The following is a 16,751-nucleotide window of genomic DNA, read 5'->3' on the forward strand; positions in this document are numbered from 1 at the left end:
TCAGCCTCCGGGCGGAGCGTCGGCGGTGGCCCGGGGGGCGACGCTGCCCGTGCGGAAGAACGAGAACGCCTTGGCGACCTTCTCGGGCGTACCCGCGACCACGAGGGTGTCGCCGGGGAAGACCTTGAAGTCGGGCGCGGGAGCCGGGTTGGCGGAGTCGCCGCGCACGACGGCCACGACGGTCAGGCCGACGAAGCCGCGGTCGCCGGGCGCCCCCAGCTGCTGACCGGCGATGTGATCGTCGTAGTCCACAGTGAACCAGTCGATGCTGAGGCCCGGGATCTGGTCCAGCGCGGTGAGCGTCTCGGTGATCTGCGTGCCGCCGAGCAGCTCGGCGAGCGTGTGCGCCTCGTCGTCGTTGAGGCGCAGCGAAACCTTGGTGACGTCGCTGCCGTCCTCATGGTCGGAGAACGTGATGAGGTCGCTGTGACCGGACCGGTGTGCGATGACGCCGACCTTGCCGCCATCGTCGGTCACGAAGGTGTGCAGCACCCCGACCCCGGGAAGCTTGACCCGTCGAACGTCAACCATCATCCGTCTCCATCCGCCGGGTTCGCCGGCATAAGGGGTGGGCTTCCAGCCTACCCGAGGCGCGCGCGGGCCCTCCCGGGATCACGTTCCCAGGAGGGCCCTCTGCGGTGCTTCTCAGCCGCGGTGCTTCTTCGCGGCCGCATCCTCTTCGACGATGTCGGGCGCCTCCAGGCGGATGCGGTCGGCCGACTCGTCGTCGGGCTGCAGCTGGCTGGCGCGCTCCGCCTCGACGCGCCGGAGGTAGGTCCGCACCTCGCGCTCCTCGCGGTCCTTGTCCCACCCGTGCACGCGCGCCAGCAGCGATGCCGCGACGGGCGCCGCGGAGGCGCCGCGGTCCCACGCCTCGATGGAGATGCGGGTCCGGCGCGCGAGCACATCCTCCAGGTGCAGGGCGCCCTCGTGCGTCGCGGCGTAGACGACCTCCGCGCCGACGTAGTCGTCGGCGCCGGGCAGCGGGTCGGCCAGCGACGGGTCCTCGCGGATCAGGGCCAGGATGTCTTCGGCGAACGTGCCGTACCGGTTCAGGAGGTGCTCGATGCGGGCGACGTGCAGGCCGGACTCCGCCGCGATGCGGCTCCGGCGGTTCCACGCCGCCTGGTAGCCCTCGGCGCCGACCAGCGCGATGTCCATCGTGGTGGAGGCGGGGATCTTGCCGTCGAGCGCGCTGACGGCGGCATCCACCGCATCCTTCGCCATCACCCGGTACGTGGTCCACTTGCCGCCGGCGATGACCACCAGACCCGGCACCGAGTGGGCGACGAGGTGCTCGCGCGACAGCTTCGAGGTCTGCTCCGACTCGCCGGCGAGCAGCGGCCGGAGCCCGGCGTACACGCCCTCGACGTCCTCACGCGTCAACGGCACGTTCAGCACCTCGTTGACGTGCGCCAGCAGGTAGTCGATGTCGGCGGCCGTCGCCGCCGGGTGCGCCTTGTCGAGGTGCCAGTCCGTGTCCGTCGTGCCGATGAGCCAGTGCCTGCCCCACGGGATGACGAACAGCACGCTCTTCTCGGTGCGGAGGATCAGCCCCATCTTCGACTGGAACCGGTCGCGCGGGACGACCAGGTGAATGCCTTTGGAGGCGCGCACCTTGAACTGCCCGCGCTCCCCCACCATCGACTGCGTGTCGTCCGTCCACACGCCCGTCGCGTTGACGACCTGCTTGGCGCGGATGTCGAACCGTTCGTCCGTCTCCAGGTCGTGTGCGCGCACACCGACGACGCGTTCGCCGACCTTGATGAAGCCCTCGACCCGTACCCGCGACGCCACATGGGCGCCGTAGTGGGCCGCGGTGCGGACCAGGTTCGCGACGTACCTGGCGTCATCCACCTGGGCGTCGTAGTAGGTGATGCCGCCGACCAGGGCGTCCTTGTTCATCGACGGGATGGCGTTCAGCACCTGCCGCTTGCTGAGGTGTCGGTGGTGCGGGACACCGGGAGGGCGTCCTCCGGAGTACGAGAAGATGTCGTAGAGCATCATCCCGGCGCCGATGTAGAAGCGCTCGTAGATCCGCTTGTGCAGCGGGTAGAGGAAGCGCACCGGCTTCACCAGGTGCGGCGCGATGCGCTGCAGCAGCAGGCCGCGCTCGATCAGCGCCTCCCGGACCAGCCGGAAGTCGAGCTGCTCGAGGTAGCGGATGCCGCCGTGCACCAGCTTGGACGACCGGCTGGAGGTGCCGGACGCGAAATCCCGTGCCTCCACGAGACCCGTGGTCAGGCCGCGGGTGGCCGCGTCGACCGCGGAACCGGCGCCCACGATGCCGCCGCCCACGACCAGGATGTCGAGTTCGGTGTCCTTGAGCGCGGCTATCGCTGCCGCTCGCTCGGCGGGTCCGAGCCGTGACGGATACGTCACCGCAGGGTTGGAGGCGGGCGTGGCGTGCCTGTCGCCGCCCGGAGCCGACTGAGTAACGGTCATCGTTCTCTCCCTCCCCGGCCGCCGACGGCCGGCAACTGGTCCTACTGTGTTCGGTAGGGCGCGACGACAACCTCGACGCGCTGGAACTCCTTCAAGTCCGAGTATCCCGTCGTCGCCATGCTGCGGCGCAAGGCTCCCACCAGATTCGCAGAGCCCTCCGCGACCGGCGCGGGCCCGTACAGGATCTCCTCGAGCGGGGCGATCTGACCCACCGAGACGCGGTTGCCTCGGGGCAGCTGTGAGTGGTGCGCCTCGGCGCCCCAGTGCCAGCCGCCGCCCGGAGCATCGGTGGCGCGGGCCAGCGTGGTGCCCAGCATCACGGCGTCCGCACCGCAGGCGATCGCCTTGACGATGTCGCCGGAGCTGCCGAGGCCGCCGTCGGCGATCACGTGCACGTAGCGTCCACCGGACTCGTCCATGTAGTCGCGGCGCGCCCCTGCGACGTCGGCGACCGAGGTCGCCATCGGCGCGTGGATGCCGAGGGTAGAACGAGTGGTGGATGCGGCCCCGCCGCCGAAACCGACCAGGACACCCGCCGCGCCGGTGCGCATCAGGTGCAGCGCGGCCGTGTAGGTGGCGGCGCCGCCGACGATGACCGGCACATCCAGCTCGTAGATGAACTTCTTCAGGTTGAGCGGCTCGACGTTCTTCGAGACGTGCTCGGCGGACACGGTGGTGCCGCGGATGACGAACAGGTCGACACCGGCATCCACGACCGTCTCGTAGAGCTCCTGTGTGCGCTGCGGCGAGAGGGCGCCGGCGACGGTCACTCCGCCCTCACGGATCTCCGCCAGACGACGCGTGACCAGCTCAGGCTTGATCGGCTCCGAGTAGATCTCCTGCATGCGTGAGGTCGCCCGCTCGGCCGGAAGCTCGCGGATCTCCGCCAGCAGCGGTTCCGGGTTTTCGTAGCGCGTCCACAGGCCCTCGAGGTCGAGCACTCCGAGCCCGCCCAGCTGGCCCATCATGATGGCGGTCGTCGGCGAGACCACCGAATCCATCGGGGCAGCGATGAACGGGATGTCGAACTGGTACGCGTCGATCGTCCACGAGACCGAGACGTCTTCCGGGTCACGGGTGCGACGGCTGGGGACCACCGCGATGTCGTCGAAGGCGTACACACGGCGGGCGCGCTTGGCGCGCCCGATCTCGATCTCCATACTCACGCGTTTCAGTCTAGGCCGCGACGAGCACTGGGCCAGTGCCGGATGGCCGTGGCACAGTGGTGGAGTGAGCGTCGAAGCCGAAACCCTCAACCGCCTGCGTCAGCGAACCAGCGAGAAGTGGCGTGCGTATCCCGACGATGTGCTCCCGCTGTTCGTCGCCGAGATGGACTACCCGCTCGCCCCTCCCATCGCCGACGCTCTGCACGCGGCGGTCGACCGCAGCGACACCGGCTACATCGGCCCCGACGACCGCACGCAGCGCGCCTTCGCGGACTACGCGCGACGCCGGTGGGGATGGGATGTCGACCCGGCGCAGACGCGCACGACGACGGATGTCGGCGTGGTCATCGTCGAGACGCTGCGGATGCTGATCGAGCCGGGCGACCGGGTGGTCGTCACGCCACCGGTCTATCCGCCGTTCTTCGACTTCATTCCGGAAGCCGGTGGTGTGGTCGAGGAGGTTCCGCTGCTCGACGGCGGCAGCGACGGGACCGGCTGGGCGCTGGACCTCGCCGGTCTGGAGCGTGCGTTCGCCGGCGGCGCGAAGGCGTTCCTGCTGTGCAACCCGCACAATCCGCTCGGACTCGTCCATCCGCGCGCCGAGTTGGAGGCGGTGGCCGAGCTCGCGGCGCACCACGGCGTGTGGGTGGTGAGCGACGAGGTGCATGCGCCGTTGACGCACTCGGGCGCCCAGTTCACGCCGTTCCTGTCGGTCTCCGCTGATGCGCGCCGGGTCGGCATCGCCGCCCACGCAGCCAGCAAGGCGTGGAATCTGGCCGGCCTGAAATGCGCCCTCTTCGTGACGACGTCCGGCGAGCTGGCCGAACGCGTCCACGGACTCCCGATCGAGGTGGAGGTGCGCACCAGCCAGTTCGGACGCATCGCGACGGAGGCCGCCTACCGCTCCGGGCAGGACTGGCTGGACGGCGCACTCGCGGCCATCGAATCCAATCGCGCGCTGCTGTCGCTGCTGCTGACCGACCGGCTGCCGCATGTCCGCTACCGGGAGCCGCACGCCAGCTACCTGGCGTGGCTCGACTTGCGGGAGCTGGGCTGGGGCGACGACCCGGCGGCGCGCATCCTCGAGCGGGCCCGCGTCGCGCTGAACCCGGGCACCGACTTCGGAACCCAGGGCGCCGGCTTCGTGCGCCTCAACTTCGCCTGCTCGCCCGAGGTGCTCACCGAGGCCGTCGACCGCATCGCCGAACTCGCCCGACGCTCGGGCGGCTGAACGCTTCTGCCGCCGTTCGTCACGTCCGCGGCTGGTCGAGCAGCCGCCGACGTGACAAACGACGGCGAACAGTGTGTCGGTCGGGGTCAGCGACGGTAGTTGGGGGCCTCGACGACCATCTGCACGTCGTGCGGGTGCGACTCCTTCAGCCCGGCCGCCGTGATGCGGACGAACTTGCCGCGCGACTTCAGCTCCGGGATGGTGCGCGCGCCGACGTAGAACATCGACTGACGCAGGCCGCCGACGAGCTGGTACGCGACGGCGGAGAGCGGGCCGCGGAACGGCACCTGCCCCTCGATGCCCTCGGCGATCAGCTGCTCGTCGCTCGGCACATCCGCCTGGAAGTAGCGGTCGCGCGAGTACGAGGTCTTCTTGCCGCGCGTCTGGAGGGCGCCGAGCGACCCCATGCCGCGGTAGTTCTTGAACTGCTTGCCGTTGACGAAGACGAGCTCGCCCGGCGACTCGGAGGTCCCGGCCAGCAGGGAGCCGAGCATGACGCTGTCGGCTCCGGCGACCAGCGCCTTGGCGATGTCTCCCGAGTACTGGAGGCCGCCGTCGGCGATGAGCGGGACGTTCGCCTCGCGGGCCGCGAGCGACGCCTCGTACACCGCGGTGACCTGCGGTACGCCGACACCGGCGACGACACGGGTCGTGCAGATGGATCCGGGGCCGACTCCGACCTTGATCGCGTCGGCGCCTGCGTCGATGAGCGCCTGTGCGCCCGAGCGGGTGGCCACGTTGCCGCCGACCACGTCGACGTGCGACGCGCGCGGCTCCGCCTTGAGGCGGCGGATGATGTCGAGTACGCCGGCGCTGTCGCCGTTCGCGGTGTCGACCACGATGAGGTCGACGCCCGCATCGACCAGCGTCATGGCGCGGTCCCAGGCGTCGCCGAAGAAGCCGATGGCAGCACCGACGCGCAGGCGGCCCTCGTCATCCTTGGTGGCGTCCGGATACTTCTCGCTCTTGTCGAAGTCCTTGACCGTGATCAGCCCGCGGAGCTTGCCGTCGGCGTCGACCAGCGGAAGCTTCTCGATCTTGTGCTCGGCGAAGATGGCGACGGCGGAGTCCGGGTCGATGCCGACCGGCGCCGTGATCAGCGGCTGGCGCGTCATGACGTCGCGGACCTGGGTGGTCGACCGCTCGAACGGCGACACGAAGCGCATGTCACGGTTCGTGATGATGCCCACGAGGGTGCCGTCCGGCTCGATGACCGGCAGACCGCTGACGCGGAACTGGCCGCACAGCGCATCCACCTCTTCGACGCTCGCCCCGGGCGTCGTGGTCACCGGGTTGGTGATCATGCCCGACTCGGAGCGCTTCACCTTGTCGACGTGCGCCGCCTGGTCCTCGATGGACAGGTTGCGGTGGATGATGCCGATGCCGCCCTGCCGTGCCATGGCGACGGCCATGCGCGACTCGGTCACGGTGTCCATCGCGCTCGACAGCAGCGGGGTCGCCATCGAAATGCGCTTGGTGAGCCGGGTGGACGTGTCCGCCTCGCTCGGGATGACGTCGGTATGCCCGGGGAGGAGCATGACGTCGTCGTAGGTCAAACCGATGAAACCGAACGGATCGGGCTGATCCATTTCACCCCTAACAGGAAGATGCGCGACTGTGGATGCTCAATGGTAACGGCAGAACCTGGGCGGGTATTCCGCCCCGATGAGGCGGTTGGGACGGCGGTGGCAGATCCCTCGCGTCATGAAATGGCTATTCCTTCGTCTCTACCACTGACGGGTCGATAGCATCTGTCGCTTCCAGTTCACGGGTGAGCGATCAGTTTTCGCCGTCGTCATGTACGACGAGAGGAAACGACGATGTACCGAAAAGCTCGATTGTCTGCAGCCGTGGCCATCACCTCGATCATTTGTGTCGTGGTGGGCGGATCTCTCACCGGCATCGCCTCGGTGAGCCAGCCGTCCATCACCGACCCGCTGGTCGCCCTGGGAATCGGCGTCGCGTTGTGAGGGGTTTCTTACTCACGGTGCGCCACTATTTCAGCCGTGCAACATGGAGTGCCTGGGATGCGACGCCGGTGCGATCGGCGGTCTCGTGGATCCTCGGAATCGCCCTTCCCGTTGTCGGGTTCGTTTTCCCGTCGCTGCTGCCCTGGTGGGGATGGCTGCTGGTCGGCTCTGCGTGGTTCGGCACGCTGATCATCGTGGGGCGAAGGCTCACTGACCGCGACCTGCGCGCAATAGAGCGAGAGGACTGACTACCCGGCGCGGATGCGCGATCCTACGAGCGGGTGAGAGCACTCGTAGGGTCGCGCCGATCTCGTCCGCCGATCCCGCACCTAGTCGACGGGCGCCAGGTCGAGCTCGGCGGCCCGCTTGCCCTGGCGTGCAGCGGCGATCATGTCGACGCTCAGGATGAGGAGCGCCAGCCAGACGATCGCGAAGCCGACCCAGCGCTCCGGCGGCATCGCCTCGTGCAGCACGGCGACGCCGACGACGAACTGGATGAACGGGGCGAAGTACTGGATGAAGCCCATGTAGACCAGCGGGAGCCGGCGCGAGGCGGCGGCGAAGAACAGCAGCGGCACGGCGGTGATGACGCCGGCTCCGGCCAGGAGCACGGCATGCCAGGGGCCGTCGCTGCCGATCGTCAGTCCGGCCGTGACGCCGACGACCACCAGTTGGATGATCGCGACGGGTGTCAACCACATGGTCTCCAGCGTCAGGCCGGAGAGCGCATCCACCCGGCCGCCGACCCGCTTCTTGATGAGCCCGTAGAAGCCGAAGGAGAAGGCCAGGATGAGCGCGATCCACGGCACCGACCCGTAGCCGACAGCGAGCACGATGACGGCGACGATGCTGACGCCGACCGCGACCCATTGTGCGACGCGGAGCCGTTCGCGCTGCACCAGCACGCCGAGGAACACCGTGACGATCGGGTTGATGAAGTAGCCGAGCGCCGCCTCGACGACGTGGCCGCTCACCGTCGCGAGAACGTAGGTCTGCCAGTTGATGTAGATGAACAGGCCGGCGAGTCCCATCGTGAACAGCACCCGCTTGTCGGTCAGCAGCGCACCGAATCGACCCCACGAACGGGTGACCGTCAGCGCGATGGCGCAGAACGCCAGCGAGAAGACGACGCGCCACGCCACGATCTCCCAGGCACTGGCCGGCGCCAGCGCCAGGAAGTAGATCGGCAGGATGCCCCACAGCACGTACGCGGAGACGGCGTAGGCGAGGCCGGAGGAACGGTGGGTGGTGAGGTCGTCTGTTGCTGCCACTCGTCCGACTCTACGCCCTGGTTCAGCGTCAGCCATTTGCCCCAAATCGCGGGATACCCGGCGGCCGCTTTCGGCCGACTTGCCCCAAATGTCCCGACTCGACAGCCCCGGAAACGACGACGGCCCGGCTGCAGGGCAGCCGGGCCGTCGGAAGAGGGATGCGTCAGCGAACGACGACCGCGAGAACGTCGCGGGCCGAAAGCACGAGGTAGTCCTCGCCGCCGAACTTGACCTCGGTGCCACCGTACTTGGAGTAGATGACCTTGTCGCCGACGGCGACATCGAGGGGGACGCGGTTGCCGTTGTCGTCGATGCGGCCGGGGCCGACGGCGACGACCTCGCCCTCCTGCGGCTTCTCCTTGGCGGTGTCGGGGATGACCAGACCGGAAGCAGTGGTCTGCTCAGCCTCGACCTGCTTGATGACGATGCGATCCTCGAGCGGCTTGATGGAGACCGACACGTTGACCCCTTTCCTGTGAAGAACAGTGTCTGACTAAGACTGATTAGCAACCTCATGGTGAGAGTGCTAACCCGAGTCTAGGGGGTGCGTTAGCAGTCCCGCAACGTGAGTGCCAGGCACCGGGGGAAGGTAGCGTGGACGCCATGGAACGGTCCGAGCTGGTCGCGCTGCTGAGCCCCGAAGGGCTCCGGCTCCTCGACTCCCTCCCGCCGTACCGCAGCGAGCAGGACGTGCTCCGGATCGTCAGCGACCTCCGCAAACAGGGGCACTCCCCCGCTCTCGTCGCCGCGGTGCTGACGCAGTCCAAGCTGCGGCGGAAAGCGCAGGCCAAGTTCGGCGAGTTCGCGTCCGGCATGCTGTTCACGGAGGCGGGCCTGGAGCAGGCCACGCGCCTGCCGGTCGCCGCGCGTCACGCGGGCCGGTTCCGCGCTGCCGGCATCCGTCGTATCGCCGACCTCGGCTGCGGGATCGGAGGCGACGCGCTCGCCCTGGCCGCGCTGGAGCTCGACGTGACCGCAGTGGACGCCGACGAGGTCACCGCGGCCATCGCATCCTTCAACCTGGCGCCGTTCCCGACCGCGACGGTGGAGCAGCGCCGGGCGGAGGACGTGGATCTGCGCGAGATCGACGGCGTCTTCCTGGACCCGGCCCGTCGCACCGCCGGGCACGGCCAGACCGAGCGCCTGGTCGACCCCGACGACTACACGCCGTCGCTCGGTTTCGCCTACGAACTGGCGACCGGCCGCTCCGTCGGCCTGAAGCTCGGCCCCGGCTTCGACCGCGACCTCATCCCCTCGACCGCCGAGGCGCAGTGGATCTCCGCCGACGGCCAGGTCGTCGAGCTCGGACTCTGGTTCGGCGCCCTCGCCCGCCCGGGCATCCGCCGGGCCGCTCTCGTGCTCCGCGGCGACCAGGCGGACGAGCTCACCGCCGAGGCGGACAGCGCAGACGAGGAAACCGGTCCCCTCGGCGAGTACCTGTTCGAGCCGGACGGCGCGGTGATCCGCGCGCGCCTGATCGGGGACCTCGCGCGACGGATCGGCGGCCGGATGGTGTCCGAGCAGATCGCGTACATCACCGCCGATGCACCCGCGGAGACGCCCTTCGCGGCGGGTTTCCGAATCCTCGAGACGCTGCCCTACGCCGAGAAGGACCTCAAGAGGGCGCTCCGCCAGCGCGGCATCGGCACTCTGGAGATCAAGAAGCGCGGCGTGGATGTCGACCCGGCCGCGCTGCGCCGGCGCCTGGGACTGAACGGCGACCGCCCGGCGACCCTGATTCTCACCAGGGTGGCCGGGCGGCACACCGCACTACTGGCCGAGCGGCTGTAGGCCGCGGGCCGCACTACGTCCGAGCAGCTGGGATCAGTAGTTGCTCGGGATGTTGTTCGCGATGCTGGCGAAGATGATCGCGAGGAAGATCCAGTAGATGATCGCGATCGCGATGCTGACGAAGCCGAGGATGATACCGGTGAGCCAGAATCCGCGAGCCTGGGGCTCCTTGTTCTTGCCGATGAAGCCGAGCACGATCGCGCCGATGCCGAACAGGAAACCGATGCCCCAGGCCAGGTTCAGCACGATGCCGACGATGCCGCCGACGAGGGAGAGGATGCTCAGGATCGGCGACTTGGCGGCCGGCTGACCGTACGGCTGGGCGTAGCCCGGCGCGGGCTGTCCATAGGCCGGCTGAGCGTAGGGCTGCTGGCCGTAGGGCTGCTGGCCCTGCTGCCCGTAGGGCTGCTGACCGTAGGGCTGCTGGCCGTACGGCTGCTCGCCGTAACCGGGCGCGGGCGGCTGCTGACCGTAACCCGCGGGGGGCTGCTGGCCGTAACCCGGGGCCGGCGGCTGCTGGCCGTAGTCGGGAGCGGGCGGCGGGACCGCACCGGTGTCGCCGGCGGGCGGCGCCGGAGGAACAGGCGGAACCGCCGGCGTCGCCGGGACGGCGCCGTTGTGCGTGTTGGGGTCCACCGGGTCGGTGGGGGCGTTCGGATCGGTCATGGGACCCATCTCCTTCATCGTGGAAGCTGGTCGGCGCCTCGCCGGAAGCAGGCTTCCTGAAAGAACGCTGTATCGCTCCATGGTGGCAGGGCCCCCGCTGAAGTGTCAACGCAGTACTGTCAGCGGCTGACCTGAATGTCGGTCACCGGCAGGGTCGAGTCCGCTGAGAAGGTCAGCTCGCTAGGTGCGTGCCCTGCCATGATCAGCTGCGCACCGAGCGCCGCGATCATCGCGCCATTGTCCGTGCACAGCGAGAGGGCCGGGATGCGAAGGGCCACGCCCGCCTCGGCCGAACGCTGCACCGCGAGCTGCCGTACCCGCGCGTTCGCGACCACCCCGCCGCCCAGCAGCAGTCGCGGGACGCCGTGGTCCCGGCAGGCCGCGAGCGCTTTCGTGATCAGGACATCGACGACCGCCTCCCGGAAGGATGCTGCGACGTCGGCGACCGGAACCTCCTCGCCGGCGTCCTGCCGCTGCTCGACCCAGCGGGCGACCGCCGTCTTGAGCCCGGAGAAGGAGAAGTCGTAGCGGTGGCGCTCGAGGTCTTTGGGGCGCGTCAGTCCCCGGGGGAAGCGGATCGCCTTCGGGTCGCCGTCCGCGGCCACCCGGTCGATCTGCGGCCCACCGGGATACGGCAGCCCCAGCACACGCGCCACCTTGTCGAACGCCTCCCCGGCCGCGTCGTCGATGGTCTCGCCGAGCAGCTCCACGTCGGAGACCAGGTCGCGGACCAGCAGCAGGGAGGTGTGGCCGCCCGAAACCAGCAGCGCGATCGTGGGCAGTTCGACCGGGTGCCCGGGTCCGCCCGAGGCGTCGAGCAGGTCCGCTCCGACGTGGCCGACCAGGTGGTTGACCGCGTACAGGGGCTTGCCGAGGGACACGGCGAGCGCCTTGGCCGCGCCGACGCCCACCATGAGCGCGCCCGACAGCCCGGGTCCGCTGGTGACCGCGATCGCATCCACCTCGGCCAGGTCGATGCCCGCGTCGGCCACGGCCGTCCGCAGCGTGGGCTCCAGCGCCTCGAGGTGCGCCCGCGCGGCGACCTCGGGGACGACGCCCCCATAGCGCGCGTGCTCCTCCATCGACGACGCGATCGTGTTGGCGAGCAGGGTGGTGCCACGGACGATGCCGACGCCGGTCTCATCGCAGGAGGTCTCGATACCGAGTACGAGAGGGCTCAGCCCGGCAGAAGGGGCGCGGTTCATGCGATCGTGGTCTCCGGGGTCGGGACGGCGAGGCGCATGACGACCGCATCCACACCGTCCGGCTGGTAGTACTTGGGGCGCACACCGATCTCCTCGAAGCCGAGCTCGCGGTACAGCGTCTGCGCCGCAGGGTTGTCGGCACGCACCTCGAGGAAGACCTCGTCGGCTCCGCGCCGGCGCGCCTCGCCGATCAGCGCCTGCATCAGTACGCGGCCGAGGCCCCGGCGTCGCGCGTGCGGCGCCACCGCGATGGTCTGGATGTCGCCCTCGGTCCCCCCGCGCGGCGCCAGCAGCCCGGCGTAGCCGTCGAGCTGCTCCGGCGTGTCCGGCTGGAAGGCGACCAGGTAGTAACCGTGCTCGCCGGTCACCTCCGAGAGCATCGAGCGCTCCGACCAGGCGTCGCTGGCGAAGACCGAGCGCTCCAGCTCCATGATCGCGGGGACATCGTCCGGGTTCGCGCGCCGCAGTTCGTAGGCGGTCACGCCGTCACCCGCTTCGGCCCGGCGGAGAGGGTCACATCGGGCGAGCGCAGGTACAGCGCCTCATCGCGGTCCATCGGTCGGCCGTTGGCGAAGCGGAGCTCCGCGAGCATCCCGAGGCGGCCGGCCGGGACCACGTCCGCCTCGATGCGCGCCAGGTCGGGATGCGGCAACTCGTCCGGCTTCGTCAGCCCCGGCCCGTCGAGGCGGACCGGGAGCCCCAGCTCGTCGGCGCCGGAGTAGGCGGTCCAGTAGCGCTCGCGGCGGCGCGCATCCGTCACCACGAGCAGGGGGCCCGCCTGGCCGGCCAGGTAGCGGTCGTAGGCGACGGCGTCGTGGCTCACCACCGGCACGAGCGGCTTCCCGGCGCCGATCGCGAAGGCTTTCGCCGCCGCGATCCCGACCCGGAGGCCGGTGAACGGGCCAGGGCCCATGCCGGCGACAACGCCGGACAGCGCACGCACGTCGATCCCGGCGACCGTCAGCGCCTCATCGATGAGGGTGCCGATCACTTCGGCGTGCCGCATCGTGTCGGTCTCGATCACCTCGGAGAGCACCCCGGCATCCCGGTCGACGACGGCCACGCTGGTGCCGGCGGACGTATCGATGGCGAGAAGCATGCCTCCAGCCTAAGCCTGGGCCCAGCGCGGCCCGTAGCCGGTGATGGTCACGGTGCGAGGCTCATCCAGCTCGTCGTCCGCGGGTTCCGTCATCCGCTCGTCCGCACCGGTCGGACGCTCGATCGCGACCTCCAGCCACGACTCGGCGACGCCATCCAGCATCCCGCTGCCCCACTCCACGACGACCACCGAGCGTGCGAAGTCGATGTCGAGGTCGTCGAGTTCGAGCGCGCTCGACAACCGGTACGCGTCGACGTGGACCAGCGGCACACCGCCGGAGAGGCTGGGATGCGTCCGCGCCAGCACGAAGGTGGGGCTGGTGACCGGGCCGCGCACGTCCATCCCGTCGCCGATGCCGCGGGTCAGGGTGGTCTTGCCTGCGCCGAGCGGTCCGGACAGGACCACGAGGTCGCCCGCGCGCAGCACGGTCGCGAGTTCGAGGCCGAGCGTGTGCATGTCCTCGGCGGTCGCAACGCGCCGCGTCGCGGGCGGGTGCAGAGCAGAACTCACCGGTCGCCGCCGACGAAGGTCCGGGTCAGCCGGCCGCCGAGCCGCGTGACGATCTCGTAGTTGATGGTGCCGGCGGCCTCCGCCCAGTCGTCGGCGCTGGGGGCACCGGTCGCGGGGTCGCCGAACAGGACCACCTCGTCGCCGACCTGCACGTCGAGGTCGCCGACATCCACCACGAACTGGTCCATGGCGACCCGGCCGCTGATCCGGAAGATGCGGCCGCCGATCGACACCGGCGCGCGGTTGGAGGCGTGGCGCGGGATGCCTTCGGCGTACCCGAGAGGGACCAGCACGAGGGTCGTCTCTTCGGCCGTGCGGTACGTGTAGTCGTATGAGACGCCCTTGCCTGCGGGGACCCTGCGCACCGCCGCGACCCGACCGCGGAGCGTCATCGCGGGACGCAGCCCCAGCTCGGTCCCGGAGCCGCCGCCGAACGGCGACAGGCCGTAGACGGCGATGCCCAGCCGCACCAGGTCGTACCGCGCCTCGGGCAGCGTCAGTGCCGCCGCACTGGCGGCGATGTGCCGCAGCTCCGGCTCCAGACCGGCCGCGCGCGCACGCTCCAGCGCCCGCTCGAAGACGGCGATGGCGGCGCGGTCGTCCTCCGGCGACGCGTTCGACAGGTGCGAGAAGATGCCGCGCACGACCACACCGCCGCGTGCCTCCAGCTCGCGCGCCCGGGCGAACACCGCATCCCAGTCGGACTCGGCGACTCCGTTGCGGCTCAGCCCGGTCTCGACCTTCAGGTGCACGAAGGCCGGCCGGTGATCCTCGTCCCCGGCGGCAGCGGCAGCGACCGCCTCCAGCTGACCGAGCGACGACAGTCCCAGATCGAGGTGTGCGCGCACGGCGGAGACGAAGTCCTCGCCAGGGTCGTGCAGCCAGGCCAGCACGGGTGCGGTGATGCCCGCCTCCCGCAGCGCCACGCCCTCGGCGATCTCGGCGACGCCCAGCCAGTCCGCGCCCCCGGCGAGCGCCGCGCGGGCGCTCTCGACCGCGCCGTGGCCGTACGCGTCCGCCTTCACGACGGCCATCACGTGCGGCGTCCCCACCAGCTCGCGGAGCCGGACCACGTTTGCGGTCACCGCGTCCAGGTCGACGACCCGCTCACGGAAGGCCGCCGTCACGGTGCGCTCTCCGTCACGACGAACGCGGTGGCGACGCCCGCATCGTGCGACATCGACACGTGGATGCGCACGATGCCGCGTTCGCGCACCTGCGCCTCGACCACGTTGTGCAGCACGAAACCGGGGTTCCTCTCTTCGTCCGGGACGATCTCCATGTCGTGCCAGCGCACGCCCTCCGAGCCGCCGAGGGCCTTGATCAGCGCCTCCTTCGCGGCGAACCGCGCAGCGAGCGAATGCACCGGCAGCGGGCGCTCCGCCTCCGTGAACAGCCGTTCCCGCAGCTTCGGAGTGCGGGCGATCGACCGCTCGAAGCGGGCAAGGTCGACGACGTCGACCCCGATACCGGTGATCACGGCGTCACTCGACGGTGACGGACTTCGCCAGGTTGCGCGGCTGGTCGACGTCGAGGCCCTTGGCGGCCGACAGCTCCATGGCGAAGATCTGCAGCGGAACGACGGCCAGCAGCGGCTCGAACAGCGGGGCCGTGAGCGGGATGCGGATGACCTCGTCCGCGAACGGCAGCACGGCTGCGTCGCCCGCCTCGGCGATCGCGATGACCCGGGCGCCCCTGGCGCGGATCTCCTGGATGTTGGAGACGACCTTCTTGTGCAGCTCGTCCGACCAGCGCGGGCTCGGCACGACGACGAAAACCGGCTGACCGGCCTCGATCAGCGCGATCGGGCCGTGCTTCAGCTCACCGGCAGCGAACCCCTCCGCGTGGATGTAGGCGAGCTCCTTGAGCTTCAGCGCGCCCTCCAGAGCGATCGGGTAGCCCACATGGCGGCCGAGGAACAGCACCGAGCGGGTGTCCGACATCCACTTGGCCAGCTGTGCGATGTCGGCGTGCGACTCGAGCACGGTCGCGATCTTCCCCGGGATGGTGTGGAACTCCGCGATCGCGTCGCGCTGCTGCGCCTCCGAGAACGTCCCGCGGATGCGGGCGAGGTGCAGACCGAACAGGTAGAGCGCGGTGATCTGCGCCACGAACGCCTTCGTCGACGCGACAGCGACCTCCGGGCCGGCGTGGGTGTAGAGCGCCGCGTCCGACTCGCGCGGGATGGTGGCCCCCTGCGTGTTGCAGATCGAAATGGCCTTCGCGCCCGCCTCGCGGGCGTACTTGACGGCCATCAGCGTGTCCATCGTCTCGCCCGACTGGCTGATCGAGATCACCAGCGTTCCCTCGGTCAGCACCGGCTCCCGGTAGCGGAACTCGTGGCTGAGCTCGACCGTCACAGGGACGCGGGCCCACTTCTCGATGGCGTAGCTGCCGACCAGACCGGCGTAGGCGGCCGTGCCGCACGCGATGATCGTGACGCGGTCGATGCCTGCGAAGTAGTCGTCGCCCAGGGCATCCAGTTCCGGGATGTGCACCGCGTCGCCGACGAGGCGGCCGCGCAGGGTGTTGGCGACGGCGTCCGGCTCCTCGGCGATCTCCTTCGCCATGAACGACGACCAGCCGCCCTTCTCGGCGGCGGACGCATCCCACTCCACCTCGAACGGCGCCACCTCGACGGGCATGCCGCTGAAGTCGGTGACGGTGACGCTCTCCGGCGTGATGGTGACGATCTGGTCCTGCCCGATCGCCATGGCACGGCGGGTGTGCTCGACGAAAGCGGCCACATCCGAGCCGAGGAAGTTCTCGCCGTCGCCCAGGCCGATCACCAGCGGGGAGTTGCGGCGCGCGCCGACGACGACGTGCGGCTGGTCCTGGTGCATCGCCAGCAGCGTGAAGGCGCCCTCCAGGCGCGAGACGACCGCCTGGAAAGCCTCCGGCAGGTCGCCGGTGCGGCGGTACTCGCGGCCGAGCAGGACGGCGGCGACCTCGGTGTCGGTCTCCGACTCGAAGGCGAAGCCGTCGGCGAGCAGCTCGTCCTTCAGCGTGGCGAAGTTCTCGATGATGCCGTTGTGGATGACGGCGAGGCGACCGTCGTCGCCCAGGTGCGGGTGCGCGTTCGCGTCGGTGGGGCCGCCGTGCGTCGCCCAGCGGGTGTGGCCGATGCCGGTCTGGCCGTTCGGGATGGGGTTCTCCTGCAGGTCCGCCGTGAGCACCGCGAGCTTGCCCGCCTTCTTCGCGGTCCCGAGCGCCCCGTCGGGGCCGATCACGGCGATTCCGGCCGAGTCATAGCCGCGGTACTCCAGGCGCTTCAGGCCGCCGAGCAACACTTCGAGGCTCTTGTCGGTACCGACGTACCCCACGATTCCGCACATGGTGGCGAGTCTACCGTGGGCTCGGTGGGGCCACGCTGCGAGCGCCCCCCTCTAGACTTGGT

The 16,751-nt window shown here is 70.0% G+C and carries 17 protein-coding genes; 3 read left to right on the forward strand and 14 right to left on the reverse strand.

Annotated features, from left to right (window positions below; all coding sequences use genetic code 11):
• The 3 genes from AB4079_RS06695 to AB4079_RS06705 all read right to left on the reverse strand — a co-directional run bounded on the left by AB4079_RS06695 (window position 1) and on the right by AB4079_RS06705 (window position 3,605).
• On the reverse strand, window positions 1-534 hold the full coding sequence (locus tag AB4079_RS06695; RefSeq protein ID WP_441786514.1) for a cation:proton antiporter regulatory subunit: 534 nt from the start codon (window positions 532-534) through the stop codon (window positions 1-3).
• A 111-nt stretch (window positions 535-645) separates the two neighbouring features.
• Window positions 646-2,445, reverse strand: coding sequence for a glycerol-3-phosphate dehydrogenase/oxidase (locus AB4079_RS06700; RefSeq protein WP_441786515.1), 1,800 nt, complete (start codon window positions 2,443-2,445; stop codon window positions 646-648).
• 41 nt (window positions 2,446-2,486) lie between these two features.
• Window positions 2,487-3,605, reverse strand: a complete 1,119-nt coding sequence (locus tag AB4079_RS06705; RefSeq protein ID WP_441786604.1) for a GuaB3 family IMP dehydrogenase-related protein — start codon at window positions 3,603-3,605, stop codon at window positions 2,487-2,489.
• A gap of 70 nt (window positions 3,606-3,675) precedes the next feature.
• Between AB4079_RS06705 and AB4079_RS06710 the strand changes: the two genes are divergently transcribed.
• Window positions 3,676-4,842 carry a MalY/PatB family protein gene (locus tag AB4079_RS06710; RefSeq protein WP_441786516.1) on the forward strand — a complete coding sequence of 389 codons (1,167 nt, stop codon included), beginning with the start codon at window positions 3,676-3,678 and terminating at the stop codon, window positions 4,840-4,842.
• Between the two features lie 86 nt (window positions 4,843-4,928).
• On the opposite strand, the gene guaB is transcribed toward AB4079_RS06710, so the two are convergent.
• A complete protein-coding gene (guaB, locus tag AB4079_RS06715) occupies window positions 4,929-6,431 on the reverse strand; it encodes an IMP dehydrogenase (protein WP_441786517.1) in 1,503 nt (500 codons plus the stop codon).
• Window positions 6,432-6,880: 449 nt separating this feature from the next.
• Here guaB and AB4079_RS06720 point away from each other — a divergent pair, with 449 nt between their 5' ends.
• Window positions 6,881-7,060: a hypothetical protein gene (locus tag AB4079_RS06720; protein WP_441786518.1), complete on the forward strand. Its 180-nt coding sequence runs from the start codon at window positions 6,881-6,883 to the stop codon at window positions 7,058-7,060.
• Between the two features lie 81 nt (window positions 7,061-7,141).
• Here AB4079_RS06720 and rarD read toward each other — a convergent pair whose 3' ends face one another.
• Together rarD and groES are read right to left on the reverse strand one after the other, a co-directional pair.
• The gene (gene rarD, locus AB4079_RS06725) at window positions 7,142-8,083 is read right to left on the reverse strand and encodes an EamA family transporter RarD (RefSeq protein WP_441786519.1); all 942 of its coding nucleotides are present in this window, start codon (window positions 8,081-8,083) and stop codon (window positions 7,142-7,144) included.
• A gap of 163 nt (window positions 8,084-8,246) precedes the next feature.
• Complete coding sequence (gene groES, locus AB4079_RS06730) at window positions 8,247-8,543, reverse strand: co-chaperone GroES (protein ID WP_055894868.1); 297 nt, start codon at window positions 8,541-8,543, stop codon at window positions 8,247-8,249.
• 143 nt (window positions 8,544-8,686) lie between these two features.
• Between groES and AB4079_RS06735 the strand changes: the two genes are divergently transcribed.
• Window positions 8,687-9,874: a THUMP-like domain-containing protein gene (locus tag AB4079_RS06735; protein WP_441786520.1), complete on the forward strand. Its 1,188-nt coding sequence runs from the start codon at window positions 8,687-8,689 to the stop codon at window positions 9,872-9,874.
• Between the two features lie 33 nt (window positions 9,875-9,907).
• On the opposite strand, the gene AB4079_RS06740 is transcribed toward AB4079_RS06735, so the two are convergent.
• The 8 genes from AB4079_RS06740 to glmS form a co-directional block, all read right to left on the reverse strand.
• Window positions 9,908-10,540, reverse strand: coding sequence for a DUF4190 domain-containing protein (locus tag AB4079_RS06740; protein ID WP_441786521.1), 633 nt, complete (start codon window positions 10,538-10,540; stop codon window positions 9,908-9,910).
• Window positions 10,541-10,659: 119 nt separating this feature from the next.
• Complete coding sequence (gene tsaD, locus AB4079_RS06745) at window positions 10,660-11,745, reverse strand: tRNA (adenosine(37)-N6)-threonylcarbamoyltransferase complex transferase subunit TsaD (protein WP_441786522.1); 1,086 nt, start codon at window positions 11,743-11,745, stop codon at window positions 10,660-10,662.
• Window positions 11,742-12,227, reverse strand: a complete 486-nt coding sequence (gene rimI / locus AB4079_RS06750; RefSeq protein ID WP_441786523.1) for a ribosomal protein S18-alanine N-acetyltransferase — start codon at window positions 12,225-12,227, stop codon at window positions 11,742-11,744. Before rimI ends, tsaD begins: the two co-directional genes overlap by 4 nt.
• Window positions 12,224-12,844, reverse strand: coding sequence for a tRNA (adenosine(37)-N6)-threonylcarbamoyltransferase complex dimerization subunit type 1 TsaB (gene tsaB / locus AB4079_RS06755; protein ID WP_441786524.1), 621 nt, complete (start codon window positions 12,842-12,844; stop codon window positions 12,224-12,226). Before tsaB ends, rimI begins: the two co-directional genes overlap by 4 nt.
• 9 nt (window positions 12,845-12,853) lie before the next feature.
• The gene (gene tsaE / locus AB4079_RS06760; RefSeq protein ID WP_441786605.1) at window positions 12,854-13,300 is read right to left on the reverse strand and encodes a tRNA (adenosine(37)-N6)-threonylcarbamoyltransferase complex ATPase subunit type 1 TsaE; all 447 of its coding nucleotides are present in this window, start codon (window positions 13,298-13,300) and stop codon (window positions 12,854-12,856) included.
• A 50-nt stretch (window positions 13,301-13,350) separates the two neighbouring features.
• Complete coding sequence (alr, locus tag AB4079_RS06765; RefSeq protein WP_441786525.1) at window positions 13,351-14,481, reverse strand: alanine racemase; 1,131 nt, start codon at window positions 14,479-14,481, stop codon at window positions 13,351-13,353.
• Complete coding sequence (locus tag AB4079_RS06770) at window positions 14,478-14,834, reverse strand: holo-ACP synthase (protein ID WP_441786526.1); 357 nt, start codon at window positions 14,832-14,834, stop codon at window positions 14,478-14,480. The genes alr and AB4079_RS06770 overlap by 4 nt, the downstream gene beginning before the upstream one ends.
• Window positions 14,835-14,838: 4 nt before the next feature.
• On the reverse strand, window positions 14,839-16,689 hold the full coding sequence (gene glmS / locus AB4079_RS06775; RefSeq protein ID WP_441786527.1) for a glutamine--fructose-6-phosphate transaminase (isomerizing): 1,851 nt from the start codon (window positions 16,687-16,689) through the stop codon (window positions 14,839-14,841).
• Window positions 16,690-16,751: the final 62 nt, after the last annotated feature.

It is taken from the genome of Leifsonia sp. 2MCAF36 (assembly GCF_052115525.1).
Taxonomy (GTDB): domain Bacteria; phylum Actinomycetota; class Actinomycetes; order Actinomycetales; family Microbacteriaceae; genus Leifsonia.